Origin of the sequence: Burkholderia sp. AU45274 (assembly GCF_030482505.1) — a bacterium.
Lineage (GTDB): Bacteria > Pseudomonadota > Gammaproteobacteria > Burkholderiales > Burkholderiaceae > Burkholderia.
Genome location: NZ_JAUJQE010000005.1, coordinates 582,021 through 607,326, shown reverse-complemented (window position 1 = coordinate 607,326; position 25,306 = coordinate 582,021). Strand labels below are relative to the sequence as shown.

The following is a 25,306-nucleotide window of genomic DNA, read 5'->3' as shown; positions in this document are numbered from 1 at the left end:
AGCCGACGTTCACGCACCAGAGGCCGGCCATCCCGTCGATCACCTTGTTGCCGTCCGAGTCCCACAGGTAGACGCCGTCGGCCTTCACGATCACGCGGCTGCCTGCACGGTTCAGCGCGCCCATGTCCGAGAACGGGTGGATGTGGTGCGCGGCGTCGAGCGCGCGGTATTCGGCGGTCGTGCGCGCCTGCGTCGCGCGCGGTGCGGCGGCCGTGGCGCTCGGTGCGGCCGGTTGGACCCAGGCAGATTCGTTGCGGTACGTCATGTTTCCTCCGTGATTCCGTATTCGGTCGAGTGCACGCTCAGACGTGCAGCAGCAGATGGCGGCGTTCCCACGAGCTGATCACGCGGAAGAACGCTTCGTATTCGGTTTCCTTCAGCGCGAAATACGCCTTCAGGAACTTGTGGCCGAGGATCTCGCCGAGCGGCTCGCAGGCGGCCATCAGCGTCAGCCCTTCCTCGAGGTTGCGCGGCAGCTGGTACGGCAGGTCGTAGCCGTCGCTGACGAGCGGCTCGGTCGGCTCCAGGCGCTGCGTCATGCCGAGATAGCCGGCCGCGAGCGTCGCGGCGAGCGCGAGGTACGGGTTGCAGTCGACGCCGGGGATGCGGTTCTCGATGCGGCGTGCCGACGGGCCCGAGTGCGGGATGCGGAAGCCGACCGTGCGGTTGTCGTAGCCCCACTGCACGTTGATCGGCGCAGCCATGAAGCGCGACAGGCGGCGATACGAGTTGATGTACGGCGCGAAGATCGGCATCAGCGCCGGCGTGTACTTCTGCAGCCCCGCGAGGAAGTTGTAGAACATCGACGTCGCGCCGCCGGTTTCCGGCGACGTGAACAGGTTCTGGCCCGTTTCCTCGTCGACGATGCTCTGGTGCACGTGCATCGCCGAGCCCGGTTCGTCTTCCATCGGCTTGGCCATGAACGTCGCGTACATGTTGTGACGCAGCGCGGCCTCGCGCACCGTGCGCTTGAACAGGAACACCTGGTCGGCGAGCGACAGCGCGTCGCCGTGCATGAAGTTGATCTCCATCTGCGCGGCGCCGACTTCGTGGATCAGCGTGTCGATGTCGAGGTTCTGCGCTTCGCAGTACTCGTAGATGTCCTCGAACAGCGGGTCGAACTCGTTGACGGCCTCGATCGAATACGACTGGCGGCCCGTTTCGGGGCGGCCCGTGCGGCCGACCGGCGGGCGCAGCGGCAGGTCGGGGTCCTTGTTCATGTCGACCAGGTAGAACTCGAGTTCCGGCGCGACGACGGGCTTCCAGCCCTTCGCCTTGTACAGGTCGAGCACGCGGCGCAGCACGTAGCGCGGCGAGATCTCGACCGGCGAGCCGTCGAAGTGCACGCAGTCGTGGATCACCTGCGCGGTCGGGTCGACGGCCCACGGGATCAGGCGGATCGTCGACGTGTCGGGCACGCACACCATGTCGGGGTCGGTCACGCCGGTCAGCGAGCCGTCTTCCGGATATTCGCCGGTGACGGTCTGCACCATCACGGCCTGCGGCAGGCGCATCGACTCGCCGGACGTGAACTTGTTGCGCGGCGTGATCTTGCCGCGCGCGATACCGGCCATGTCGGGAATGATCGCTTCGATCTCGGTGATCCGGTGCTGCTTCAGAAAGTCTTCGATGTCTTGCATGTCTGTTCTCGTTGGTTGGGTCGGCGCTCAGGCGAGCGCGGCGGCGGCCATGGCGCGCGTGCGGGCAGCGCGGCGGACGCGGCAGGCATCGCCGAAGGCGCGGAAGATCGCGCTCGACAGCGGGTCCTGCGCATGGCGCCACTCCGGATGCCACTGCACGGCGAGGGCGAAAGCCGGCGCATCGACGACGCTCACGGCTTCGATCAGCCCGTCCGGCGCGACGGCCTCGACGGCGAGGCCGGAGCCGAGTTGCGCGATGCCCTGCTTGTGCAGCGAGTTCACGTGCACTTCGTCGCGGCCGCCGGCGAGCGCGTGCAGCGTGCCGCCGGGCGTCAGGCGCACGACGTGCGCGGGGCCGTACTGCGTCTCCATCGGCGCGTCGTCGTCCTCGCGGTGATCGGCGAGGCCCGGCACTTCGTGCACGCGCTGGTGCAGCGTGCCGCCGCAGACGACGTTCAGCTCCTGGAAGCCGCGGCAGACGGCCAGCACGGGCACGCCCGCGGCGATCGCCGCGCGCAGCAGCGGCAGCGTGGTCGCGTCGCGGGCCGGGTCGTGCTTCGTGCCCGGTGCGCTCGGTTCGCCGCCGTACCGGTGCGGCTCGACGTTCGAGTAACTGCCGGTAAACAGCAGGCCGTCGACCGTGTCGAGTACGTCGTCGACCGACTGGCGCTCGCCGAGCGCGGGCAGCACCATCGCGAACGCCTGCGCACCATCGACGATCGCGGCGACGTATTTGTCGCCGACCGTATGCGACGCATGCGCGCCGATTTGCGTGTGGTCGGCGGTGATGCCGACGAGGGGTTTCCTTCTATCCATGACGTCAATCAGTTATCCGGAGGGTTGTTGCGTCTTGCTTGCCGGATGTGGCGAAACGCCGGCGTGCAACAGCCCCGCAGCCTTGCGCGAGACGCAGGGCCGCTGGTGAATGGGCGCAACGGGATGGCGTGGCGATCCGCGCTGCGCGCGACGATCAGGCCGTCGTTCGTTTCATTGCGACACGCGACGCGGCAACGCATGCGCGAACGCGTTCCGTCACCGCATGGACGATGCGGTTGGCGAATCAGCAGATGAAACGAACGACGTAAAGAAAGGAGAGGCGCTACGGCAGCAGCGACGCCACTTCGTCGGTATCGACGGCGACGAATGCGCGTGCGGAAACGGCGTTGTGACGCCGAACGGAACGACGGGACAGGATGGTGTAGATCGACAGGTGAAGCAGGCGAGGACTATGCCAGCCGCAACTGCCGTCGTCGGAAGCGGACGCCGCGCTGCGCAAACTTCGCACATCGCCTCGATCCCACCTCACCAGAGGGCCACGGACTCTCACGATTACACTCGACTGGGTTGTTGAAAGTATTGAACACCTGACCGTTTCGACGCGCGGGGCGTTTAAAATAATCAAGGCGCCGGTTACGCGTTATTTACATTGATGGGCATCAATTTTTGCGTTGCAATAACGTTTTTTGCTGCCGATGAATGCTTGATGACGCTAACCTGAGAGCCAGCATATACGAGCCAAAAACGGCGTCAAATGTTTTTTAACGGTGCTGTATCAGGGCTTTCCCGAGCAGTGCGAACAAAAGATTCGCAAAAGGAATAATCGACGGGGTGTTCATTATTTCGAACGCCTTTCAGGGTTTTCCCCGCTGATGTGCGGCATAAAGTGATTAGAATATTCAACGGCTGTCCACCGCGTCGTTTCACTTTGTCATCGCACTTATCGTGTCCGAAACCGAATCGATGTCCACCGAAGTCGCCGAGCGCCTGCGTTTCGTGCGCAACAAGCATGGCCTGTCGCAGCGCGAACTCGCGAAGCGGGCCGGCGTGACCAACGGCACGATCTCGCTGATCGAACAGGGCCGCGTGAGCCCGTCGGTCGGCTCGTTGAAGAAGCTGCTCGAATGCATCCCGATGAGTCTCGCGGAGTTCTTCACGTTCGAGCTCGTCGAATCGCGCTCGGTCGTGTCGCGTCGCGACGAGATGCCGAACCTCGGCAACGACACGCTCGCGTTTCATCTGGTCGGCGCGAGCATGAAGGATCGCAACATGTGCATCCTGCGCGAGATCTACCAGCCGCAGGCCGATACGGGGCCCGAGATGCTCGTGCACGCGGGGCACGAGGGCGGGGTCGTCGTGTCGGGCCGGCTCGAGCTGACCGTCGACGGCGCGACGTGGCTGCTCGACCCCGGAGACGGCTACTACTTCGAAAGCCGTTTGCCGCACCGTTTTCGCAATCCCAGCGCGGACCTGATCTGCGAGGTCGTCTCGGCCAATTCGCCGGCGACCTTCTGAGCTCCCCCCGCGCGTCACTGCATTCGCTGCCGGCCGGCTGCGCGTCATGCGCAGCGGCGTGTCGCATCGCGAATGCCAAAAAACTGAGGCATCCTGATGAACAAGTTGACTTTGGCTGACTGGCAGGACAAGGCGGCGTCGCTCGAGATCGAAGGGCGCGCATTCATCGACGGCGCGTCGCGCGACGCGCACGGCGGCAAGACGTTCGACTGCGTGAGCCCGATCGACGGCCGCGTGCTCGTGAAGGTCGCCGATTGCGGCGAAGCCGACGTGAACGCGGCCGTCGCGGCCGCGCGCCGCGCGTTCGACGCGGGCGTGTGGGCCGGCATGAACCCGCGTGCGCGCAAGGCCGTGCTGCTGCGCTGGGCCGCGCTGATGCGCGAGCATCTCGACGAGCTGTCGCTGCTCGAGACCCTCGACGCCGGCAAGCCGATCGGCGACACGACGACGGTCGACGTGCCGGGCGCCGCGTACTGCGTCGAATGGTTTGCCGAAGCGATCGACAAGGTGGGCGGCGAGGTTGCGCCGGCCGATCATCATCTCGTCGGTCTCGTCACGCGTGAGCCGGTCGGCGTGGTGGCCGCCGTCGTGCCGTGGAACTTCCCGATCCTGATGGCCGCGTGGAAATTCGGCCCGGCGCTCGCGGCCGGCAACAGCGTCGTGCTGAAACCGTCGGAGAAATCGCCGCTGACCGCGATCCGTGTCGCGCAACTCGCGGTTGAGGCCGGCATTCCCGCGGGCGTGTTCAACGTCGTGCCGGGCGCGGGCGAGCCGGGCAAGCTGCTCGCGCTGCATCGCGACGTCGACTGCATCGCGTTCACGGGCTCGACGGCGGTCGGCAAGCTGATCATGCAGTACGCCGCGCAGTCGAACCTGAAGCGCGCGTGGCTCGAACTCGGCGGCAAGTCGCCGAACATCGTGCTGCCCGATTGTCCCGATCTCGACCGCGCGGCGCAGGCGGCTGCCGGCGCGATCTTCTACAACATGGGCGAGATGTGCACGGCAGGTTCCCGCCTGCTCGTGCATCGCGACATCAAGGACGCGTTCATCGAGAAGCTCGTCGCGGCCGCACGCGCGTACGTGCCCGGCAATCCGCTCGATCCGTTGGTGTCGATGGGCGCGATCGTCGACGGCATCCAGCTCGAGCGCGTGCTCGGCTATATCGAGGCCGGTCGCAGCGAAGGCAGGCTCGTCACGGGTGGTGCGCGCGTGAAGGCGGAAACGGGCGGCTTCTACGTGGAGCCGACGGTGTTCGAGGTGAAGCCCGACGCGAAGATCGCGCGCGAGGAGATCTTCGGGCCCGTGCTGTCGGTGATCGTGTTCGACGACGTAGACGAAGCGGTGCGGATCGCGAACGACACCGAATACGGGCTGGCCGCGGCCGTGTGGACGTCGAACCTGACGACCGCGCACGACGTGTCGCGCCGGCTGCGTGCGGGCACCGTCTGGGTGAACTGCTACGACGAGGGCGGCGACATGAACTTCCCGTTCGGCGGCTACAAGCAGTCGGGCAACGGCCGCGACAAGTCGCTGCATGCGCTCGAGAAATACACCGAGCTGAAGTCGACGCTGATCCGGCTGCGCTGACGCGCAATCGGGCGCGGGCGCAGCGCCGGTCGGCGGTGTGCCCGCGGTTCGCAGGGTGCGGACGTTATGCGGCGCGCAGCGCGGGGTGGAAGCCGGCGGCTTCGATGATCGACTGCACGCGCTCGGCGCCTTGCGCCGATTCGACCTTGACGATCTTCGCCGCGACGTCGATGTCGAGCTTCGCGGCGGGATCGGCGGCCGTCACCGCGCGCGTGATGGCGTTGGCGCAGCCGCCGCAGGTCATGTCCTGGACTTCGAATTCCATCGTGTTCTCCTGAGTTGACGATTGACAAGCATCGACAGCATGAAGCTTGCCACGGTGGGAAGGTCAAGCGTACGCGTGTTGCGGGAAATCCGTGTCGCGGCGTCGCTGCAGCGACAGACGGTTGTAAACGTGAAGTCTGACGAATTGCGGTCGCGCCTTTGACGTCATTCGGAATTTATCCCGATTGACGGCGAAGCGTTCCGGGCACGGCGGGGCGGATGCCTTGCCGGGCAACGCGCGACTGCGATCCATGAAGCGTGATCACCATGTCGCCAGTAAGGGTACGCGAGTTGAAAATGCGAATCGATCTTAGTATCGGTTCCCTTCGATATTTCAATTCGTTACCCTCATGAACCGTTTTGCTTTCGGCTTCGCACTGGCCCTGCTGGGCGCATCGGCCACGTCCGCATTCGCGGCCGACGATGTCGTCAACCTGACCCTGAAGGACCACAAGTTTTCGCCCGATGGCGTGACGATCCCGGCCGGCAAGAAGGTGAAGTTCGTCGTGAAGAACCTCGACGCGACGCCCGCCGAATTCGAGAGCGACGACTTCAAGGCGGAGAAGGTCGTGCCCGCGGGCAAGTCGGTGGAGATCCTGGTCGGGCCGCTGAAGGCCGGCACGTACGAATTCCACGACGAGTATCACGAAGCGCAGTCGAAGACGCACCTGACCGTCAAATAAGCCCCTATCGCCATGTTGTCTACTGCCCTGATCGTCTTTCGTGAAGTGCTCGAGGCCGCGCTGGTGGTGTCGATCGTGATGGCCGCCACCAAGGGCGTGCCGCGGCGCGGCTGGTGGGTCGGCGGCGGGCTGGCGGGCGGCGTGATCGGCGCCGGCCTGATCGCCGCGTTCGCCGACGGGATCTCGCAGTGGGCGTCCGGCATGGGGCAGGAAGTCTTCAACGCGGGTGTGATGTTCGTCGCGACGCTGATGCTCGCGTGGCACAGCATCTGGATGAGCCGGCACGGCCGCGAGATGGCGATGCAGATGACCGCGGTCGGGCGCGCCGTCGCGGACGGCAGCAAGCCGCTGACGGGGCTGGCGATCGTGGTCGGCGTCGCGGTATTGCGCGAAGGCTCCGAGGCCGTGCTGTTCCTGTACGGCATCGCGGCGGGCGATCCGGGGCAGACGCCGCAGATGATCGTCGGCGGGCTGCTGGGTGTGCTGGGCGGCGCCGGGCTCGGCTACGGGATGTATGCGGGCCTGCTGCAGATTCCGCTGAAGCGCCTGTTCTCCGTCACCAACTGGCTGATCGTGCTGCTCGCGGCGGGGATGGCCAGCCAGTGCGTCGGCTTCCTGCTCTCGGCGGGCCTCGTGCCGTCGTGGGGCGATACGATCTGGGATACGTCGTGGCTGCTCAAAGATTCGAGCCTTGTCGGCAAGGCGCTGCATGCGCTGATCGGCTATACCGCGCGACCGGCGGGGATCCAGATCGTCGCGTACCTCGCGACACTGGCCACGATCGTCGGGCTGGCACGGCTCGTCGGCCGGCCGCAGACGGCCATGCGGCCGCCACGGCCTGCAGCCTGAGTTGTTCGGGGTCGACGAGGAAAGGGGCGTCCATGACGCCCCTTTTTTTCATTTGCGGTGTGCAGCCGGCCGATGCGTGGCGCCGGCTCAGCGGTGGCTGTCGATCCAGGCGCGAGCCCATTCGAGCCCTGCTTCGCGCGCATCGTCCTCGGTGTCGAACACACCGAGCACGCCCGACGCCTCGACCAGCTTGTTGTTCTGCGTGATCGTGCCGCTCGCCGCGAAGCGCTCGGGTTGCAGGATCTCGTCCTGCTGCAGGATCGCGTGGCCCCAGATCTGGTAGCCGTGGTAGGTTTGCGCTTCCATTATCGAGTCACCTCCGCGGAGCGGCCGTGCGTGCCGACCTGCAGCACGTTGCCGTCCGGCGTGTATTGACGCGGGATGTTGGAGTAACTCAGTGCGTGCGGCGCATCGGGCGCAGCCGGCTGCATCACCGTCAGGCGTCCCGGTGCGGGCTGCGCAACGGGGCGCGGAGCGGCCGGCGTCCCGGCCGCGGGCGGGCGATGCGAATCGGCTTTCACCGCCTGCGCGACGCGGCGCTTGTGCGGCTTCGCCGCGGCTTTCGGGGTGGCGTTCGCGTGCTTCTCCGCGCTCTTGCCGGTGCGCGCGTCGGCGCCCGTGTGCGTGGCCGGGGTACGGGCGTCCGGCATACGGGCTTCCGGCGTACGGGCTTCCGGCGCATGGGCCGCCGGCTTCCGCGCCTCGGGCGGGTTCCAGACCTCGACGTAATGCTCGGCGGCCCAGCCCGTCGACGCGAACGTCAGCGCCAGCACACCGCATCCAATCAGTCTTACCATTGTCTCTCCGTCATATTCCTTGCGACCCGCGTTCGGCCGGCCGTGCATGCGCATTCGGGGCAGTGGCTCAGGAGAACACCTCGAGCCCGTGCTTCTCGACGATCTGCAGCATCCGGGCGGCGATGCCGCTCGGCCGCTTGTCGCCCTGTTCCCATTGGCGGATCGTCGAAGCCGTCGTGTTCAGGTAGAGCGCGAACACGCTCTGGCTGACGTTGACGGATTTGCGGATGCGGGCGATTGCCTCGGGGTCGAACTGCGGCGCGGCTTCGATGCAGAGATCGTCGTATTCGCGCATCGTCTTCTTGTCGATCAGCTTGGCGCGATAGAGGCCCGACGCGGCGCTGTGAATCGCCTCCGTCGCATCGCTCTTGAATCGACTCTTAGCCATTGCAAATCTCCACAAGCTCTTTAAGTGCGATCAGCGTCGCGACCTCGGTGTCGCTGCGGCGCCCGATATCCGCGGCGAGCTTTCTGAAGGCGCGCAGTTCGCGTTCGTCGATGTCGTCCCGATCGCGTTTCGCGAACAGGAACACGAACACCCACGCTCGCCCGACCTTGCTCAGCACGATCCCGCGCTGCCGATTGCCGTCCAGGCGCTTTTTCCAGACGTTGCCGCCGAGCTCGGTGCCCTGGCCGCGTGCCAGTTCCTGCGCGACGCGGCAGCGTTCGGCATCGGCGATACCTGATTTTCTCGCTGCCTTGTGAAACCACTTCGTCTTGAAGACGCGTCGTACGGAAGCAGGCATGTCGGGTCGGTCGAGTTTGCACAGGATTATATACCACCAAGTGGTATATATTTCGACCTGGCCGAATGGCCTGCTTCACGCCGGACCGCGCCCGGGACGGCCCGGCGGAGGCCATCCCGACTTCCCGCCTTATTCCACCGTCACCGACTTCGCGAGGTTCCGCGGCTTGTCGACGTCGGTGCCGCGCGCGCACGCGGTGTGATACGCGAGCAATTGCAGCGGCACGACGTGCAGGATCGGCGACAGTTGCCCGTAGTGCTCCGGCATCCGGATCACGTGCAGGCCGTCGTCGTTGACGATCTGCGTGTCGGCATCGGCGAACACGTACAGCTCGCCGCCGCGCGCACGCACTTCCTGCATGTTCGACTTCAGCTTCTCGAGCAGCGTGTCATTCGGCGCGACCGTGACGACCGGCATCGCTTCCGTGACGAGCGCGAGCGGCCCGTGCTTCAGTTCGCCGGCCGGATAGGCCTCGGCGTGGATGTACGAGATTTCCTTCAGCTTCAGCGCGCCTTCGAGCGCGATCGGGTAGTGCAGCCCGCGGCCGAGGAACAGCGCGTTTTCCTTGCGCGCGAATTCCTCCGACCACGCGATGATCTGCGGCTCCAGCGCGAGCACGCTGTTCAGCGCGGCCGGCAGGTGGCGCAGCTGCTTCAGGAATTCGGCTTCCTGCGCGGCATCGACGTGCCCGCGCAGCTTGCCGAGCGTGGCCGCCAGCACGAACAGCGCGACGAGCTGCGTCGTGAACGCCTTCGTCGACGCGACGCCGATCTCGGTGCCCGCGTGCGTCAGGAACTGCATTTCGGTGAGGCGCACCATCGCGCTCGTCGCGACGTTGCAGACCGCGAGCGTATGCGTATGGCCGAGCGACTGCGCGTGCTTGAGCGCGGCGAGCGTGTCGGCGGTCTCGCCCGACTGCGAGATCACCAGCACGAGCTGGCGCGGGTTCGGCACCGATTCGCGGTAGCGGTATTCGCTCGCGATCTCGACCTGGGTCGGGATCTTCGCGATCGATTCGAGCCAGTACTTCGCGGTCAGGCCCGAGTAGTAGCTCGTACCGCACGCGAGGATCAGCAGGCTGTCGATCTCCGCGAACGCGGCGGGCGCGGCGTCGCCGAACAGCGTCGCGTCGAATGCATCCGTCTGCGGCACGGTATCGCTGAGCGCGCGCGGCTGCTCGAAGATTTCCTTCTGCATGAAGTGGCGATACGGCCCGAGTTCGACCGCGCCGCCGTAGGCGCTGACCACGCGGATCTCGCGCTGCACGGTGGCGCCGTTGCGGTCGACGATCTTCACGCCATCGAGCGACAGCTCGCACACGTCGCCTTCCTCGAGGAACGTGAAGTGGTCGGTGCTGCCCGCGAGCGCGAGTGCGTCGGACGCGAGGAAGTTCTCGCCGTCGCCGTGGCCGACCACGAGCGGCGAACCCTGGCGCGCGCCGACGACGGTGTGCGGCTGGTCCTTGTGGATCACGGCGATCGCATACGCGCCGTGCAGCTGGCCCACCGCCTCGCGCACCGCGTCGAACAGGTTGCCGCGATACAGGCTGTGCACGAGGTGGGCGATCACTTCGGTGTCGGTCTGCGACACGAATTCGTAGCCCTTCGCGCGCAGCGCTTCGCGCAGCGATTCGAAGTTCTCGATGATGCCGTTGTGGACGAGCGCGAGCGCGTTCGACGAGAAGATCGGATGCGCGTTGTGCGTGACGGGCGCGCCGTGCGTCGCCCAGCGCGTGTGCGCGACGCCGGTGGTGCCTTCGAGGTGCGATTCGCGCACCTGCGCGTCGAGATCGGCGACGCGTGCGACGCTGCGCGCGCGCTTCGGTGCGCCCGGCTCGAGCACGGCGACGCCGCACGAGTCGTAGCCACGGTATTCGAGGCGCCGCAATCCTTCGATCAGCACCGGAACGATATTACGCTGCGCAACTGCGCCGACAATGCCGCACATGAATGAGTGAGTCCTGTAAGTCGACGCGGACGCCGTCGGGGCGCCCGCAAAAGGTTCAGCTTTTCTTCTTGACCGGGCGGACGTAGCCGCTCTTCGCGGTCTGGGTCTTCTCGTTCAACGCGAGCAGGCCGTCGGCCACGTCCTTCCAGATCGTCGTGCCGGCGGCGATCGTCACGCCGCGGCCGACGCGCACGGGCGCGACGAGCTGCGTGTCGGAGCCGACGAACACGTCGTCCTCGATCACGGTGCGGAACTTGTTCGCGCCGTCGTAGTTGCAGGTGATCGTGCCCGCGCCGATGTTCACGCGCGCGCCGATGTCGGCGTCGCCGATGTACGTGAGGTGGTTCGCCTTCGAGCCGTGGCCGATCACCGCGTTCTTCACCTCGACGAAGTTGCCGACGTGCGCTTCGTCCGCGAGTTGCGCGCCGGGGCGCAGCCGCGCGTACGGGCCGATCACGGTGTGCGCGCCGAGCTCGGCGCCGTCGATGTGCGTGAACGCGTCGATGCGCGTGCCCGCGCCGACCGACGCGTTGCGGATCACGCAGTTCGCGCCGATCGTCACGTTGTCGGCGAGCGTCACGTTGCCTTCGAACACGCAGTTCACGTCGATCGACACGTCGCGGCCGCAGCGCAGCGTGCCGCGCACGTCGACGCGCGCCGGATCGGCGAGCGTGACGCCGTCGACGAGCAGTGCGTCGGCGATATTGCGCTGGTGGATGCGCTCGAGCTCGGCGAGCTGCGCCTTGCTGTTCACGCCGAGCGTTTCCCATTCCTCGTCGGGCTGCGCGGTGACGACCTCGAAACCGGCCTCGATCGCCAGTTCGACGACGTCGGTCAGGTAGTACTCGCCCTGCGCGTTCTCGTTCTTCAGCGCGCCGAGCCACATCGACAGCTGGGCCGTGGGCGTGACGATGATGCCGGTGTTGATCTCGGCGATCTTCAGCTGTTCGGGCGACGCGTCCTTCTGTTCGACAATGCGCGTGACGAAGCCGGCCGCGTCGCGCACGATGCGGCCGTAGCCGGTCGGATCGTCGAGCGTGACCGTCAGAATCCCGTAGCGGCCTTCGCGCGCGGCGTCGACGAGGCGCTGCAAGGTCGACGCGCGCGTGAGCGGCACGTCGCCGTACAGCACGAGCGTCGGTTGCGCGGGATCGAGGAGCGGCAGCGCCTGGCGCACCGCGTGGCCGGTGCCGAGCTGCTCGGCCTGCACCGCGAACTGGACGTCGGGCGCGGCGACGGCGGCCTGGACCTGCTCGGCGCCGTGACCGACGACGACGACGAGCCGGGACGGCTGCAGCGTGCGCGCGGTGTCGATGACGTGGGAGAGGAGCGGCCTGCCGGCCAGGGGATGAAGCACTTTCGGCAGCGCGGAACGCATGCGCTTGCCGGTGCCTGCCGCCAAAATCACGATATTCATGGCGCCAGCTGTAAGAGGAGTTCGAAGCCGCCTATTTTAGCATGCGGCCCCCGGCGTCCCGGGCCTGTCGCGGCGGGGCGACAGTGCCGGAAAGAGGACTTGCCGCCCCGTTCCGACAAGGGTTCCGGCCCCGCTTACAGGTCGTCGAACTGGACGATCGAGATCGGTTGGGCGCCGCCCGGCGCCGCGCTGTCGTCGCCCGACGCGCACGGTTCCTCGTCGAACGCGATGTCGCCCTGCGGATCGGCCTCGCCCGTCGCGCGCAGCGACTGGAACGGGTACAGCGTCGTGTCCATCAGGTGCGACGGCACGACCTTCGCGAGCGCGTTGAACATATTCTCGACGCGGCCCGGGAAGCGCTTGTCCCATTCGCGGATCAGCGCCTTCATTTCCGCGCGCTTCAGGTTCGGCTGGCTGCCGCACAGGTTGCACGGGATGATCGGGAATTCGCGCAGTTCCGCGTATTTCTCCAGATCGGTTTCCTTCACGTACGCGAGCGGACGAATCACGATGTTCTTGCCGTCGTCCGACTGCAGCTTCGGCGGCATCCCCTTCAGCTTGCCGCCGTAGAACATGTTGAGCAGCAGCGTCTGCACGATGTCGTCGCGGTGGTGGCCGAGCGCGATCTTGGTCGCGCCGAGCTCGCCGGCCACGCGGTACAGGATCCCGCGGCGCAGCCGCGAGCACAGCGAGCAGGTCGTCTTGCCCTCGGGCACGAGGCGCTTGACGATGCTGTAGGTGTCCTGGTTCTCGATGTGGAACGGCACGCCGACCTGCTTCAGGTATTCCGGCAGCACGTGCTCGGGAAAGCCCGGCTGCTTCTGGTCGAGGTTCACCGCGACGATGTCGAAATCGATCGGCGCGCGCTCGCGCAGGCGCAGCAGCACGTCGAGCATCGCATAGCTGTCCTTGCCGCCCGACAGGCACACCATCACCTTGTCGCCCTGCTCGATCATGTTGAAGTCGCCGATCGCCTGGCCGACCTGGCGCACGATCCGCTTGAACAGCTTGTTGTTCTCGTACGCGTCCTTCTGTTCGCGGCGCGTGAGCGCCGGGCGGCCGGCCGGGGCCGCGGGCGTGTCGAGGGTGGCGGCATCGGCCGCCGTGTCATTCATGTGGGGGGCGTTCATGCGCGCTCCTCGTCCTTGATGCGAAAGACTTCGACGCCGACGGCGTCGCAGTCCGGATAAGCGTCCGGTTTCTCGGTACAGACGCGTACCGCGCGCACGGCATCGTGCGCCAGCAGGCGCGCGGCGATCGCGTCGCACAGCGTTTCCTGCAGGTGGATGTGGCCGCGCGCCAGGCATTGCGTGACGCTCTGCTTCATCAGATCGTAGTCGACGATTTCATGCAGCCGGTCGTCGACGGGGGTGGACAGCGCGAGCGGCACGAACAGGTCGACATTGATGACGACGCGCTGCTCGCCGCGCTTCTCGTGTTCGAAGGCACCGATGTTGATGTGCACTTCGTAGTCGCGCAGGTAGAGCCTGCGGCAGTCCGCGAGGCGGGGGTGCAGGAGAGCGGAAAACATGGTCGTCCCAGTCAAATTGGCGTGCGCACACGCAAAGCGGCGCGGGCGGCGGCGCTCAGGCCGCGCGTTTCCGCGCAGTTCATTCATTCGGGCCGACGGCGGGCGGCACGAGGTGCTCGCCGCCGTCGACGGTCAGCGTCGCGCCGGTGACGCCCGGCGCGCTCGCGAGATAGCAGGCGGCCGCCGCGATGTCGTCCGCGTGCGGCGCGTGGCCGCGCACGAGCGCCGCGACCCGCACCTTCGGCGCGAGCGCCAGCGCCAGCGCCGACGTCGCGCGATTCAGCGCGGCCTGCATCAGCGCGTGCGACATCTGCGCCGGCGCAGGGTGAAACAGGGCCTGATCCAGCACGTGGATCGCGCAGGCGCGCAGCGCCTCGTGCTCGCGCGCGTCGTCGGCGCCGGCGCTGGCGCTCACGAACACCGCGCACGCGGGCCGGCCGAGCGCCGCGCCGCACGCGGCGACGAGTCCGGCGGCGTCGGCTTCCAGGGCCAGATCGGCGTCGAGCACAATCGCGCGGCGGCCGAGCGCCGCGACTTCGGCGACGAGTGCGTCGGCTGCCGCATGCGGCGCGCCGTGGCTGCGCTGCAGCGCGACGTCCCAGCCGCGCCGGGCGAATCCGGTGGCGAGCGCACGACCGATCGACGCGGCGTCGGCCGCGCTGCCCAGGGCACCCGTGACGAGCGCCACGCGCTGGGTCGACATATCGGCTGAAACGGTCATTTACAATGCCGGGATGAACCCGAAAGCTCACGAACCCGCTAGTTTACCTGCTCCCGGCCCTGACGCGCTTGCGCAGTCCGAAACCCTCGCCGCGCAACTGCGCGACGAGATCGCGGCGGCCGGCGGCTGGCTGCCGTTCGACCGCTTCATGGAGCGCGCGCTGTATGCGCCCGGCCTCGGTTATTACAGCGGCGGCGCGCGCAAGTTCGGGCGCCGCGCCGACGACGGCAGTGACTTCGTCACCGCGCCCGAGCTGTCGCCGCTGTTCGCGCAGACGCTCGCGCAGCCGGTCGCGGAAGCGCTTGCGGCGAGCGGCACGCGCAGCGTGATGGAATTCGGCGCCGGCACGGGCAAGCTCGCGGCCGGGCTGCTCGCGGCGCTCGACGCGCAGGGCGTCGAACTCGACGCCTACCTGATCGTCGACCTGTCCGGCGAGCTGCGCGAGCGACAGCGCGACACGATCACGGCCGCCGCGCCGGCGCTCGCCGCGAAGGTGCGCTGGCTCGACGCGCTGCCCGAGCGGTTCGACGGCGTCGTGGTCGGCAACGAGGTGCTCGATGCGATGCCGGTGCGCCTGTTCGCGAAGGCGGGCGGCGCATGGCAGGAGCGCGGCGTCGCGCTCGACGCGCGGCAGGCGTTCGTGTTCGAGGACCGCCCGGCCGCACCGGCCGGCTTGCCGCCGGTACTCGCGGGCCTCGACGATGCGGCGGACGGTTACGTGACCGAGACGCACGAGGCCGCGCTGGCGTTCACGCGCACCGTCTGCACGATGCTCGGGCGCGGCGCGGTGCTGCTGGTCGACTACGGCTTTCCCGCGCACGAGTACTACCACCCGCAGCGCGACCGCGGCACGCTGATGTGCCACTACCGTCACCATGCGCACGACGATCCGTTCCTGTACCCGGGGCTGCAGGACATCACCGCGCACGTCGAATTCACCGGCATCTACGACGCGGCCGTCGCGACCGGCGCCGATTTGCTCGGTTATACGTCGCAGGCGCGCTTCCTGCTGAACGCGGGCATCACCGACGCGTTGTCCGCGATCGATCCGTCGGACATCCACGCGTTCCTGCCGGCCGCGAACGCGGTGCAGAAGCTGATTTCCGAAGCCGAGATGGGCGAGCTGTTCAAGGTGATCGCGTTCTCGCGCGGCATCGACGGCACGCTCGACGCGTTCGCGCGCGGCGACCGCTCGCACGCACTCTGACGGGAGCCGACATGCTGCGCTGGCTGATGACGTCGTTCGTCGCGGTGATGATCCTGACGCGCTGCTGGCCGTGGCTCGGCAAGCTCGGCATCGGGCGGATGCCGGGCGACGTCACGCTGACGCTCGGCGGGCGGCGCTACCCGTTCCCGTTCATGTCGACGCTGGTGCTGACGATGCTGCTGTCGATGGTGGCGCGGCTGCTCTGAGCCGCGCCTGAATGGCGGCGCGCTACAGCTCGATTTCGCCGAGGATCCGGTGCGCGAGCGCCTTTGCCTCCTCGAATGCTTCCTCCTCGCTGGGGCTCGTCGAGTGGACGTCGTAGCGCGTGTTCTCGGTGTCGTCCCCGTCGTCCCGCGCGAGGATCACGTAACCCTGGAACTGCCCGTTGCCCGCATGCTGGGTATGCGCCTTGGCCGTGTAGATGCCCTTCGTGAACGTGTTGGTGTCCATGGTGCTCTCCCGCAAAAGGACACTTCATCGTAGCACTGCGGCGCAGCATGTACAGCGCGGCTTATCGGTGACCGAACGGAGTCCGGCCGCCATCCTGCCCGTCATCGTTCGATCAGCGCGACGACCTCGTCGAGCGTCGGCGCGTGCGCGCCCGTATGCCGGCAGGCCGCGGCGCCCGCCGCCAGCGCGAACACGAGGTGCTCGCGCCAGGTTCGCTGCGGCGCGGCCATCAGGCTGAACAGCATGCCGCCGATCGATGCGTCGCCCGCGCCGACGGTGTCGGCGACCTCGACGCGCGGCGGGCTCGCTTCATGCACGTCGCCGTCCGCGTAGAGCGTCGCCGCCTGCGCGCCGCGCGTGACGAGCACGGCCGCGTGCGGGTTCAGCGCGCGCACCGCGGCGATCGCGTCGGGGCCGTCGCCGCCGAACAGGTGCCGCAGGTCCTCGTCGGACACCTTGATCAGGTCGGCGAGCGCGGCCATCTTCTCGAGCGTCGGCCGGAATGCGGCCGTCATCAGGTTCCGGACGTTCGGGTCGAAGCTGATCTTCACGCCACGCGCGTGCAGGTCGGCCGCGAGCGCGGCCAGCGTGCCGGCGAGCGGTTCGCGCACGAGGCTGATGCAGCCGAAGTGCGCCCATTTCACGTGGTCGGTCCAGCCGGCCGGCAGCCGCGCCGGATCGAACGCGAGGTCGGCGCTCGCTTCGCCGATGAAGAAGTAAGCAGGCGGGCGCGTCTCGTGGACGATCGCGAGCAGCGGCGGCCGCGCGACGCGCTGCAGGAAGCGCAGGTCGAGCCCGGCCGCTTCGCTCGTGCGCCACAGCACGTCGGAGAAGCAGTCCTCGCCGATCGAGCCCGCGAGCGCGCTCGGCACGCCGAGCCGCGCAACCGCGCGTGCGACGTTCCAGCCGGCGCCGCCCGGCACCGAGGTCCATTGCGCGTCGCCCGCGCGCACCATGTCGGTCAGGATGTCGCCTGCCGACACGAAAGCCGGAAACGTGCCGCCGCTCATTGCGTCGGCTCGCTGCGTTGCGCGCGCGCGAGGGTCGCGAGCACGTCGTAGCACGCGCCCATCGTGTGATAGTCGGTCTTGCCGGCCGGGCTCTTCTCGTCGCTGTACTTGCGGTTGTCGCAGGTGAGGATGCGGTACCACGCGCCGTAGCGGTGATCGACGAAGTGGGCCCAGCTGTAGCGCCAGATCTCGTCGTACCAGTCCCAGAAGCGCTCGCTGCCGGTGCGCGCGCCGAGCATCGCGGCGGCCGCGAAGGTTTCCGCCTGCACCCAGAAATACTTGTTGTGGTCGCAGATCGTGAAGTCGGGGCCGAAGCCGTAATACAGGCCGCCGTGATCGGCGTCCCACGCATGCGTGAGCGCCGCGTCGAACAGCTCGGCCGCGCGCGGCACGAGCCAGTCGAGCGGGCGATGCCGCTCGAGGATCAGCAGCAGCTTCGCCCATTCGGTCTGGTGTCCGGGCTGGAAGCCCCACGGGCGGAAGATGTTCGAGCTGTCTTCCTTGTTGTAATCCCAGTCGACCGACCAGTCCGCATGGTAGTGCTCCCACACGAGCCCGCCCGACAGCGCGGCCTGGCGCTGCGTGATGTGGGACGCGAGCTTTTCCGCGCGATCGAGGTACGTGAGGTGGCCGGTCGCCTCGTACGCGGCGAGCAGTGCCTCCGTCATGTGCATGTTCGCGTTCTGGCCGCGGTACGACGACACGATCCAGTTCGGCGTCGCATCGTCCGCATAGAGGCCCGCGGCCGCATCCCAGAAACGGTGCTCGGCGAGCTCGAAGGTGGCCGCGATCAGCGGGCGGGCCTCGTCGAGGCCGGCCATCGTCGCGTGCGCGGCCGCGAGCAGCACGAACGCGAGCCCGTAGCAGTGGCGCGTGCCGTCGAGCGTCGCGCGCTTCGCGCCGTCGCGCCAGTCGAGTTCCCAGTCGTAGCCCTGCAGTGCGTCGTCCCAGTGCGCGTCGCGCAGGAAGCGCAGCCCGTGGCGCGCGTATTCCAGGTGGCGCGGATCGCCGAAATGCCGGTACGCCATCGCGTAGTTGAAGACGAACCGGCAACTGCTGACGAGGTGGCGCGACGTGCGGTTGTAGATGCTGCCGTCGTCGCGGAAGTAGTGGTAGAAGCCGCCCGTCGGGTCGAACGCGTTCGTCGCGTAGAAGCGCAGCGTGTCCTCGATGTGCGACAGCAGGAACGACGGGTCGCGGAAGCTCGCGACGAACGGCGCGGCTTGCGTGTGGGCGGCCGGCGCGGCCGTGCAGGGTTGGACCGGGGGCATGTTCATGATTCGGTGACCGTGGCGGTATCGAGTGCCGGGGAGCCGGCGGGCTGGCTGCTGGCCCGCACGATCAGCTCGACGGGCAGGGAGATCTCGGTGCGCTCGGGCGCCTCCGCGAGCAGCAGCTCGACGCCGCGGCGGCCGAGCGCCTCCTTGTCGACCGCGAGCGTCGTGAGCGGCGGGCTCGCGTGCGCGGCGGCGGGGATGTTGTCGAAGCCGACGATCGCGATGTCGTCGGGAATGCGCAGCCCGCGCGCGGTGCAGACGCGCTGCGCGGCGAGCGCGGCCGCGTCGTTGTACGCGAACACGGCTTCCGGGCGCGGGCCCGGCGCGTCGAGCAACTGCTCCATCGCGCGTGCTGCGCCGGTGTCGGGATCGAGCCCCGCATCGATCGTCACTTCGTACGCGGGATCGAACAGCCGCCCGGCCTCGAAGAATGCGCGCCGGTAGCCGATCGCGCGCTGCGCGATGCTGTAGTGCGCGGGCGAGCCGCCGATGAACGCGATCCGCGTGCGGCCGGTGGCGAGCAGGTGGCGCATCGCGAGCGCCGCGCCCGTCGCGTTGTCGATGTTCACCGAGCGCAGCCCGGGCGCCCACAGGTCGATCAGCACGAGCGGTCGGCCGGTCGCGGCGAGCGCCTCGATCGTCTCGGGCTCGATGAAGCCGGCCACCGCGATCGCGTCGGGCGCGTGCGGGCGCATCTGGCGCAGCACGTCGTCGTTCGGCCCGACCGTGAGCAGCGTCGGCACGATGCCGCGCTCGCGGCACGCATCCTCGACGCCGTGCAGCACGTGCGAGAAGAATGGGCTGGCCGGGAAGCGGTTGTGCTGGCGATGCAGCAGGAACGTGAGCCGGCGGATGCGCGGCCGCAGTTGCGCGGGATCGTAGCCGAGCCGCTGCGCGATCTCGACGATGCGCGCACGCGTCGCTTCGGACAGGCCCGGCTGGTTTTTCAGCGCGCGGGAGACGGTGCCGATCGAGACCTCTGCCGCCCGCGCCACATCGCGAATGGTCGTACCCATCGTTCGGGGTCCGGTTTGTTTAGGGTGAAAGCGATTGTATAGTAAAACGTATTGCGGAATTCGGGCCGGATAGCCGGGGAATACCCGCAAATTCCCGGGTTTTAAGCGCTAATCTGCGAAAACACCGTTACTAAAAATACTAAACAAAGCGCGAAAAAGGCAAGGTGAACGTGCGGGTGCATGGCGAGCGGGAAGCGGGCGGCAAGCGGGCTGGCTTCACGCATTCGCGCGAGTCGTGCGCGGTTGCCTCCGCCGGCCGCCGGAAAGGTGCAGTGCAACTAACGGTCTGGCTGCATGGTGCATGAATGCGCGCCCCCGCCGCACCGGGCGCGTCGTGTCTGCAAACGGCGATCGCCCGCCGTTCAGCGGATTGCCACGGCCGGTGGTTCGCCGCGATGGCGCAGCGCAGCGCGGCCCGCATCGAGGTCGACGACCGCGAGCCCATCCGGCTGCTGTTTCGCGCGCCGCTTCGCGAGCGCGGCGACCGATGCGATCTCGTCGCTGCCGTAGTGTTTCGCGCCGTGCGCGCCGGCCGCCACGCCGACCGCGCCGATCGCCATCGTCACGAAGCCGAAGAACGCCGGGTTGCCATGGCGGTCCTCGCCGTGCAGCCCGCCCGCCTGCCGGTCGGCCTGCGTGTAGAAGAGCTGCGCGCCTTCGTTGAAGCGGGCGATCGCGTCGGCGGCGCGTTCGCGCCAGTCGGCGCGCTGGAACAGCACGAGGAAATCGTCGCCGCCGACGTGCCCGAGAAAGTCGCGTTGCGGGTCGCACACGCCGGCCAGCACCGTCGCCGCGAACTTCAGCACCTCGTCGCCCTGCCAGTAGCCATACTGGTCGTTGAACGGCTTGAACTGGTTCAGGTCGACGTAGCACGCATGAAAGCCGGCGTCGCGCTGGAGCAGGCGGTCGATGTGCGCGCTGATCGGGATGTTGCCGGGCAGGAACGTCAGCGGATTCGCGTAGCGCGCGGCCTCGATGCGCATCTCGGTCACCGCGCGCACCAGGCTCTCGCCGGTGCCGAGCCCGACGTAGCGGCCGTGTTCGGTGATCACGAAGCCGTCCGCGAGATAGCGCTGGTCGTGGCTCGCGAGCAGCATCGCGAGCTGCTCGAAGGTCGTCGCGTTGTCGATCATCAGCGGTGCGTCGTTTGCGAACTGCAGGCACGGCTTCTTCCCGAACACCTCGCGGTGATACGGCAGCGCGAAGCGGTCGATGAAGCCGCGGCGATTCACGAGCGCGACGGGCCGCCCGCGTTCGACGAGCGCGACCGCATGCAGGTCGGGCATCCGGTTGAACAGGTCGAGCACGTCGTTGCTGGTCGCGTCGCGCGGCAGCGCCGGCGCCGGCACCAGCATCTTCCCGGCAATCGTGCCGGCCGGCCGCACCGAGCGCGTCGCGCCGGGAAACACCGCGATGTGCGGCGCGCGGATCGCATCGCGCGCGGCCGGCGCGACGACCCGCGACGGCTGCGCGTTCGGCCGGCCGAGCAGGAAACCCTGCACGCAGCAGATGCCCATGTCGCGCACGACGATCAGGTCGCTTTCGTTCTCGATGCCTTCCGCGATCAGTTTCGCGCCGCTCGCCTGCGCGAAGTGCTGCATCGCCTTCACGGCTTCGAACTTGAGCGGGTCGCGGGCGATGTCGTGGATGAAGAAGCGGTCGATCTTCACGACATCCGGATGCAGGCGCAGCCACAGGTTCATGCTCGCGTTCGCGGTGCCGTAGTCGTCGAGCGCGAACTGGATGCCGGCGTCGCGCAGCGAGGCGACGGCCGGGCCGATCTGGGCGACATCGGGAATCGCATTCTGCTCGGTCAGCTCGATCACGATGCGCTCGGCGCCGATCCGCGCGCGCACGAGGAGCTGACGTGCACGCTCGCGTTCGCTGGCGAGCTTCAGGATCGTCCCGGCGCTGAAGTTGAGGAACAGCTTGCCGTCGCAGCCGAGTGCCGCGAATGCGTCGAGGCAGGTGCGCGCGGCGGCCTGTTCGAGCGCGATCGTCTCGCCTTCGCGCGCGGCCTGCGCGAACAGCGCGGCGGGTGGTTCGAGGTCGGTGCCGCGCGGGCCGCGTATCAGGCCCTCGTAGCCGACGACCGTCCCCGACCCGAGATCGACGATCGGCTGGAAGACGGCGGCGAGCGCGCGATCCGCGATCAGGCGCGTGATGCTGGCTGCAGCGGAATCGGAGTGGGGCGCGGGCATGGGCGAGAGCAGCCGAATCGACGGGACGCCCGACATAACGGCATCGCGCGCGGAGAATTGAATGAAGATTTCGTGACGCGATGGGCGTTGGTGGTGCATCGCGCCGGGTGTGAAGCTGGAAGGGCGGTGAGGCGGTGAAGCCGGAAGCGGACGGCGGAAAGCAGGAGGGCGGAAAGCAGGAAGGCGGAAATCAGGAGGGCGGAAATCAGGAGGGCGGAAATCAGGAGGGCGGAAGGCAGGAGGACAAAACCGCCGGAACGGCACCCCCCGCTGACCGTCCCGCCGCCCTGCTCGTCAGCGCTTGCCCGGGCTCAGCGCGCCGGACGTCGATGCCGCGTCGCCCTCGTCGTGCTCGCCGCTCATGTCGCGCGCGCCCCAGCGCTGCGCGAGCGCCGCGCACGCCATCAGCTGGATCTGGTGGAACAGCATCAACGGCAGCACGATCGCGCCGACCGCGTTCGCCGAGAAGATCACCTTCGCCATCGGCACGCCGGCCGCGAGGCTCTTCTTCGACCCGCAGAAGATGATCGTGATCTGGTCGGCGCGGTTGAAGCCGAGCCGCTTGCTGACGAACGCGGTCAGCAGCAGCGCGATCGCGAGCAGCACGAGGTTGACGACGAGCAGGCCGCCGAGCGCGCGCGGCGGGATCTGGTGCCACAGGCCTTCGTTGACGGCCTCGCTGAAGGCAACGTAGACGACGAGCAGGATCGAGCCCTGATCGACGAAGCGCAGCACGCCGCGGTTGCGGTCGATCCAGCCGCCGATCACGGGCCGCAGCAACTGGCCGGCGATGAACGGCACGAGCAGCTGCAGCACGATGCTGCCGACGGTGCTCCATGGCGACGCGGCGGCCGCCGACTGCGACGTGATCATCAGCCCGACGAGCGCCGGCGTGACGAAGATCCCGAGCAGGCTCGACGCGGATGCCGCGCACACGGCGGCCGGCACGTTGCCCTTCGCGATCGACGTGAACGCGATCGACGACTGGACCGTCGACGGCAGCGTGCACAGGAACAGCACGCCCGCATACAGCGTCGGCGTGACGAGCGGCTGCAGCACGGGTTTCAGCGCGAGGCCGAGCAGCGGGAACAGCGCGAACGTGCTGAGCAGCACGACCGCGTGCAGCCGCCAGTGGGTCGCACCCGCGATGACGGCTTCGCGCGACAGCTTCGCGCCGTGCAGGAAGAACAGCAGGCCGACGGCGATGTTGGTCGCCCAGTTGAACGCATGGGCGGCCGGGCCACGGCACGGCAGGAAGCTTGCGAGCACGACGGTGCCGACGAGCGCGAGCGTGAAGTTGTCGGGAAGAAAACGGGGACGGGCCATCGGGAACTCGATTCGGAAACGGCAAAGGCGCGCGTCGCGCGCGCGGATGGCGTCATTGTCCCGGTCGGCGATTCACTACACAAATGCATTGTGGGAATCGATTGATGAGCTGATCTCATGCAACAGCGCCCGCGGCATCGGCCCGGCCGGGCGCAAAACGGCAGAAGAATGTTCTGTCGCGGTCGCGCCCGGAAGTGAAAAAACCTAGCAGTAACATGGTGTTACACCGATGCCGGCGACATAACACTTTTTGGCTCGACACGCTTTCGGCCCGCTCATAAATTACTGCTGAAAGCCTTGGGTCGGCCGAAAGGAGCCGGCGGCGGGCGTGGACAGGCACTGAACGATGACGGAACGGGTGAAACGGAAGATCGGACGATGGGTGGCAGGCGTGTTCGGCGCGCTGCTGTTGCCGCTCGCGCTCGCGCAACCGCCCCACGGCGGCGGTCATGCGTTCGGCGGCCACGGCTTCGGTGGCGGCGACATGCGCGCGTACGGCGCGTACGGTCAGCCGGCTGGTGGTGGGCCCGTCTGGCGCCGCGCGGCGCCCCTGGCCGGTGCACGCGCCGGCGGCGTGAACGGCTACGGCTCCCGCTGGGGGCTGCGGCCGACGCCGTCGTATGGCCATTACGCCGCGCAAAGCCCGTATCGTCCGATCAGCGCCGACGTGCGCCAGGTGCCGCGCCCGCCGGGCGGCGGCAACGTGCCGCTGCGTGCCGGTTCGATCCGCGCCGACGTCGCGCGCTACAACGAGGAGCGCGGCGGACGTCCGATGCCGCCGCCCCGCTCGCAGGAAGAGCCTGCGCACTCGCCGTCTTTCTCCCCGTTCTACCGAAACTGAGCGCCCGCGCGCTCGTCCCTCCGCCGGCTGATGCGAATTCGCCACAGTCGCGCACAGATTTCCGCTGATTTTCCCGTCGCATTGCGCTATCTTTCGCGCCCGGCTCGCGTGTGCCCCGCTGCCGTCCCGCCGCGCGACCGCGTTCGTGCGGGGCCGCCGGCAGGTGCCCGGCCATGTATCCATTCCGCGAAGTTAATGCTGGCGCTATACCAGCAATAAGTGTGCGCAATTTTGGCCGGACGAATGATCCGTAAAGATGGCTGCGCCCCATACGACGCAAGCACTCGGCTCCATAAAACAACGCTCGCGCCACTTATCGACAATTCGACAAAATCTGGAGATCCAATGAAAGCATTCGCTCGCCGTGCGTCGCGCACGTCCGTCAAGCTGATCGCCGCGGCCGCCTGCGTGGCGGCTACCGCCCCCGTCCATGCACAGTCGAGCGTGTCGCTCTACGGGCAGGTCGACGAATGGGTCGGCGCAACCAAGTTCCCGGGCGGCAACCGCGCATGGAACGTGAGCGGCGGCGGGATGTCGACGTCGTACTGGGGCCTGCACGGCGCCGAGGATCTCGGTAACGGCTACAAGGCGATCTTCACGCTGGAAAGCTTCTTCCGCGCCCAGAACGGCCAGTTCGGCCGCTTCCAGGGCGACACGTTCTTCGCACGCAACGCCTACGTCGGCATCGATTCGCCGTACGGCACGGTGACGGCCGGCCGCCTGACGACGCACCTGTTCCTGTCGACGATCCTGTTCAACCCGTTCTACGACTCGTACACCTTCTCGCCGATGGTGTATCACGTGTTCCTCGGCCTTGGCACGTTCCCGACCTACCCGAGCGACCAGGGTGCCGTCGGCGATTCGGGCTGGAACAACGCGCTGTCGTACACGTCGCCTTCGTTCGGTGGCCTGAATTTCGGCGCGATGTACGCACTCGGCAACCAGGCCGGCGACAACGGCTCGAAGAAGTGGAGCGCGCAGTTCAACTATGCGAACGGTCCGTTCGCGGCGACCGCGGTCTACCAGTACGTGAACTTCAACAACGGCCCGCGTGACCTGAGCGCGCTGGTGGCCGGCATGAAGAGCCAGGGCATCGCGCAAGTCGGCGCGACCTACGACCTGAAATACGTGAAGCTGTTCGGCCAGTACATGTATACGAAGAATGACCAGGTCGCGGGCAGCTGGCACGTGAACACCGCGCAGGGCGGCGTGTCGGTGCCGCTCGGCGTGGGCAACGCGATGGCGTCGTACGCGTACTCGCGCGATTCGGGCGGCCTCGACCAGACGCGCCAGACCTGGGCCGTCGGCTACGACTATCCGCTGTCCAAGCGCACGGACGTCTACGCCGCGTACATGAACGACCACATCAGCGGCCTGTCGACCGGCAACACGTTCGGCGCCGGCATCCGCGCGAAGTTCTGACGCGCACGCGCGGCCGGCGTGCCGGACGCGGGTGAAAAGCGCGTCCGGACTGCATGTTTTCCCGCCAAAAACGGCGCTGCGA

Annotated in this window: 27 protein-coding genes and 1 pseudogene; 8 read left to right on the top strand and 20 right to left on the bottom strand. The window is 67.8% G+C overall.

Translation table 11 applies throughout. The features are described 5' to 3' along the window. The 4 genes and pseudogenes from QZM35_RS21870 to QZM35_RS21855 all read right to left on the bottom strand — a co-directional run. A pseudogene (locus tag QZM35_RS21870) lies at window positions 1–265 on the bottom strand (aspartate aminotransferase family protein); the annotation flags it as partial. A gap of 37 nt (window positions 266–302) precedes the next feature. Beyond that, window positions 303–1,640, bottom strand: coding sequence for a glutamine synthetase family protein (locus QZM35_RS21865; RefSeq protein ID WP_089426495.1), 1,338 nt, complete (start codon window positions 1,638–1,640; stop codon window positions 303–305). 27 nt (window positions 1,641–1,667) lie between these two features. Continuing rightward, window positions 1,668–2,456, bottom strand: a complete 789-nt coding sequence (locus QZM35_RS21860) for a gamma-glutamyl-gamma-aminobutyrate hydrolase family protein (protein ID WP_089426494.1) — start codon at window positions 2,454–2,456, stop codon at window positions 1,668–1,670. A gap of 283 nt (window positions 2,457–2,739) precedes the next feature. Continuing rightward, window positions 2,740–2,925 (bottom strand): hypothetical protein, encoded by a 186-nt coding sequence (locus QZM35_RS21855; protein WP_043184603.1) that lies wholly within the window; start codon window positions 2,923–2,925, stop codon window positions 2,740–2,742. A gap of 455 nt (window positions 2,926–3,380) precedes the next feature. On the opposite strand from QZM35_RS21855, the gene QZM35_RS21850 reads away from it, so the two are divergent. Beyond that, window positions 3,381–3,932 (top strand): cupin domain-containing protein, encoded by a 552-nt coding sequence (locus tag QZM35_RS21850; RefSeq protein ID WP_089426670.1) that lies wholly within the window; start codon window positions 3,381–3,383, stop codon window positions 3,930–3,932. 96 nt (window positions 3,933–4,028) lie between these two features. Then, window positions 4,029–5,519 (top strand): aldehyde dehydrogenase, encoded by a 1,491-nt coding sequence (locus QZM35_RS21845; RefSeq protein WP_301776758.1) that lies wholly within the window; start codon window positions 4,029–4,031, stop codon window positions 5,517–5,519. 64 nt (window positions 5,520–5,583) lie between these two features. Here QZM35_RS21845 and QZM35_RS21840 read toward each other — a convergent pair whose 3' ends face one another. Then, window positions 5,584–5,784 (bottom strand): heavy-metal-associated domain-containing protein, encoded by a 201-nt coding sequence (locus tag QZM35_RS21840; RefSeq protein ID WP_011353438.1) that lies wholly within the window; start codon window positions 5,782–5,784, stop codon window positions 5,584–5,586. A 349-nt stretch (window positions 5,785–6,133) separates the two neighbouring features. Here QZM35_RS21840 and QZM35_RS21835 point away from each other — a divergent pair, with 349 nt between their 5' ends. Both QZM35_RS21835 and QZM35_RS21830 read left to right on the top strand, forming a co-directional pair. Continuing rightward, entirely contained in the window at window positions 6,134–6,466 is a 333-nt protein-coding gene (locus tag QZM35_RS21835; protein WP_011353437.1) for a cupredoxin domain-containing protein, read from the top strand. A gap of 12 nt (window positions 6,467–6,478) precedes the next feature. Next, the gene (locus tag QZM35_RS21830) at window positions 6,479–7,315 is read left to right on the top strand and encodes an FTR1 family protein (protein WP_089426492.1); all 837 of its coding nucleotides are present in this window, start codon (window positions 6,479–6,481) and stop codon (window positions 7,313–7,315) included. 87 nt (window positions 7,316–7,402) lie between these two features. Here QZM35_RS21830 and QZM35_RS21825 read toward each other — a convergent pair whose 3' ends face one another. The 9 genes from QZM35_RS21825 to QZM35_RS21785 form a co-directional block, all read right to left on the bottom strand. Beyond that, window positions 7,403–7,621 (bottom strand): hypothetical protein, encoded by a 219-nt coding sequence (locus tag QZM35_RS21825; RefSeq protein WP_021162109.1) that lies wholly within the window; start codon window positions 7,619–7,621, stop codon window positions 7,403–7,405. Next, complete coding sequence (locus QZM35_RS21820; RefSeq protein ID WP_089426491.1) at window positions 7,621–8,112, bottom strand: hypothetical protein; 492 nt, start codon at window positions 8,110–8,112, stop codon at window positions 7,621–7,623. The genes QZM35_RS21825 and QZM35_RS21820 overlap by 1 nt, the downstream gene beginning before the upstream one ends. A 67-nt stretch (window positions 8,113–8,179) precedes the next feature. Further along, on the bottom strand, window positions 8,180–8,500 hold the full coding sequence (locus QZM35_RS21815; RefSeq protein ID WP_011353433.1) for a DNA-binding transcriptional regulator: 321 nt from the start codon (window positions 8,498–8,500) through the stop codon (window positions 8,180–8,182). After that, entirely contained in the window at window positions 8,493–8,858 is a 366-nt protein-coding gene (locus tag QZM35_RS21810) for a type II toxin-antitoxin system RelE/ParE family toxin (protein ID WP_089426490.1), read from the bottom strand. Before QZM35_RS21810 ends, QZM35_RS21815 begins: the two co-directional genes overlap by 8 nt. A 129-nt stretch (window positions 8,859–8,987) precedes the next feature. Then, window positions 8,988–10,805 carry a glutamine--fructose-6-phosphate transaminase (isomerizing) gene (gene glmS, locus QZM35_RS21805; RefSeq protein WP_089426489.1) on the bottom strand — a complete coding sequence of 606 codons (1,818 nt, stop codon included), beginning with the start codon at window positions 10,803–10,805 and terminating at the stop codon, window positions 8,988–8,990. A 55-nt stretch (window positions 10,806–10,860) separates the two neighbouring features. Next, entirely contained in the window at window positions 10,861–12,222 is a 1,362-nt protein-coding gene (glmU, locus tag QZM35_RS21800) for a bifunctional UDP-N-acetylglucosamine diphosphorylase/glucosamine-1-phosphate N-acetyltransferase GlmU (RefSeq protein ID WP_089426488.1), read from the bottom strand. A 134-nt stretch (window positions 12,223–12,356) separates the two neighbouring features. Continuing rightward, window positions 12,357–13,352, bottom strand: a complete 996-nt coding sequence (gene ttcA / locus QZM35_RS21795) for a tRNA 2-thiocytidine(32) synthetase TtcA (RefSeq protein WP_046544270.1) — start codon at window positions 13,350–13,352, stop codon at window positions 12,357–12,359. Next, window positions 13,349–13,753, bottom strand: a complete 405-nt coding sequence (locus tag QZM35_RS21790; RefSeq protein ID WP_043186999.1) for a dihydroneopterin aldolase — start codon at window positions 13,751–13,753, stop codon at window positions 13,349–13,351. Before QZM35_RS21790 ends, ttcA begins: the two co-directional genes overlap by 4 nt. 79 nt (window positions 13,754–13,832) lie before the next feature. Next, window positions 13,833–14,474, bottom strand: coding sequence for a Rossmann fold domain-containing protein (locus tag QZM35_RS21785; RefSeq protein WP_301776757.1), 642 nt, complete (start codon window positions 14,472–14,474; stop codon window positions 13,833–13,835). Between the two features lie 13 nt (window positions 14,475–14,487). Between QZM35_RS21785 and QZM35_RS21780 the strand changes: the two genes are divergently transcribed. Both QZM35_RS21780 and QZM35_RS21775 read left to right on the top strand, forming a co-directional pair. Beyond that, window positions 14,488–15,681, top strand: coding sequence for a class I SAM-dependent methyltransferase (locus QZM35_RS21780; protein ID WP_089426486.1), 1,194 nt, complete (start codon window positions 14,488–14,490; stop codon window positions 15,679–15,681). Between the two features lie 11 nt (window positions 15,682–15,692). Next, window positions 15,693–15,887: a DUF2905 domain-containing protein gene (locus tag QZM35_RS21775; RefSeq protein ID WP_039355363.1), complete on the top strand. Its 195-nt coding sequence runs from the start codon at window positions 15,693–15,695 to the stop codon at window positions 15,885–15,887. 22 nt (window positions 15,888–15,909) lie between these two features. On the opposite strand, the gene QZM35_RS21770 is transcribed toward QZM35_RS21775, so the two are convergent. From QZM35_RS21770 to QZM35_RS21745, 6 genes are all read right to left on the bottom strand, one after another. Next, window positions 15,910–16,131: a hypothetical protein gene (locus QZM35_RS21770; protein ID WP_069249042.1), complete on the bottom strand. Its 222-nt coding sequence runs from the start codon at window positions 16,129–16,131 to the stop codon at window positions 15,910–15,912. A 101-nt stretch (window positions 16,132–16,232) separates the two neighbouring features. Beyond that, on the bottom strand, window positions 16,233–17,141 hold the full coding sequence (locus QZM35_RS21765; protein ID WP_089426485.1) for a carbohydrate kinase: 909 nt from the start codon (window positions 17,139–17,141) through the stop codon (window positions 16,233–16,235). Continuing rightward, window positions 17,138–18,418, bottom strand: coding sequence for an AGE family epimerase/isomerase (locus QZM35_RS21760; protein ID WP_089426484.1), 1,281 nt, complete (start codon window positions 18,416–18,418; stop codon window positions 17,138–17,140). The genes QZM35_RS21765 and QZM35_RS21760 overlap by 4 nt, the downstream gene beginning before the upstream one ends. Continuing rightward, window positions 18,415–19,434: a LacI family DNA-binding transcriptional regulator gene (locus QZM35_RS21755; protein WP_039355370.1), complete on the bottom strand. Its 1,020-nt coding sequence runs from the start codon at window positions 19,432–19,434 to the stop codon at window positions 18,415–18,417. The genes QZM35_RS21760 and QZM35_RS21755 overlap by 4 nt, the downstream gene beginning before the upstream one ends. A gap of 362 nt (window positions 19,435–19,796) precedes the next feature. Next, entirely contained in the window at window positions 19,797–21,635 is a 1,839-nt protein-coding gene (locus QZM35_RS21750; protein ID WP_301776756.1) for a phosphodiesterase, read from the bottom strand. 294 nt (window positions 21,636–21,929) lie between these two features. Continuing rightward, a complete protein-coding gene (locus QZM35_RS21745; RefSeq protein ID WP_301776755.1) occupies window positions 21,930–22,961 on the bottom strand; it encodes a bile acid:sodium symporter family protein in 1,032 nt (343 codons plus the stop codon). A gap of 346 nt (window positions 22,962–23,307) precedes the next feature. Here QZM35_RS21745 and QZM35_RS21740 point away from each other — a divergent pair, with 346 nt between their 5' ends. Together QZM35_RS21740 and QZM35_RS21735 are read left to right on the top strand one after the other, a co-directional pair. Next, window positions 23,308–23,802: a peptide-binding protein gene (locus QZM35_RS21740; RefSeq protein WP_301776754.1), complete on the top strand. Its 495-nt coding sequence runs from the start codon at window positions 23,308–23,310 to the stop codon at window positions 23,800–23,802. 345 nt (window positions 23,803–24,147) lie between these two features. Further along, window positions 24,148–25,224: a porin gene (locus QZM35_RS21735; RefSeq protein WP_089426481.1), complete on the top strand. Its 1,077-nt coding sequence runs from the start codon at window positions 24,148–24,150 to the stop codon at window positions 25,222–25,224. Window positions 25,225–25,306: the final 82 nt, after the last annotated feature.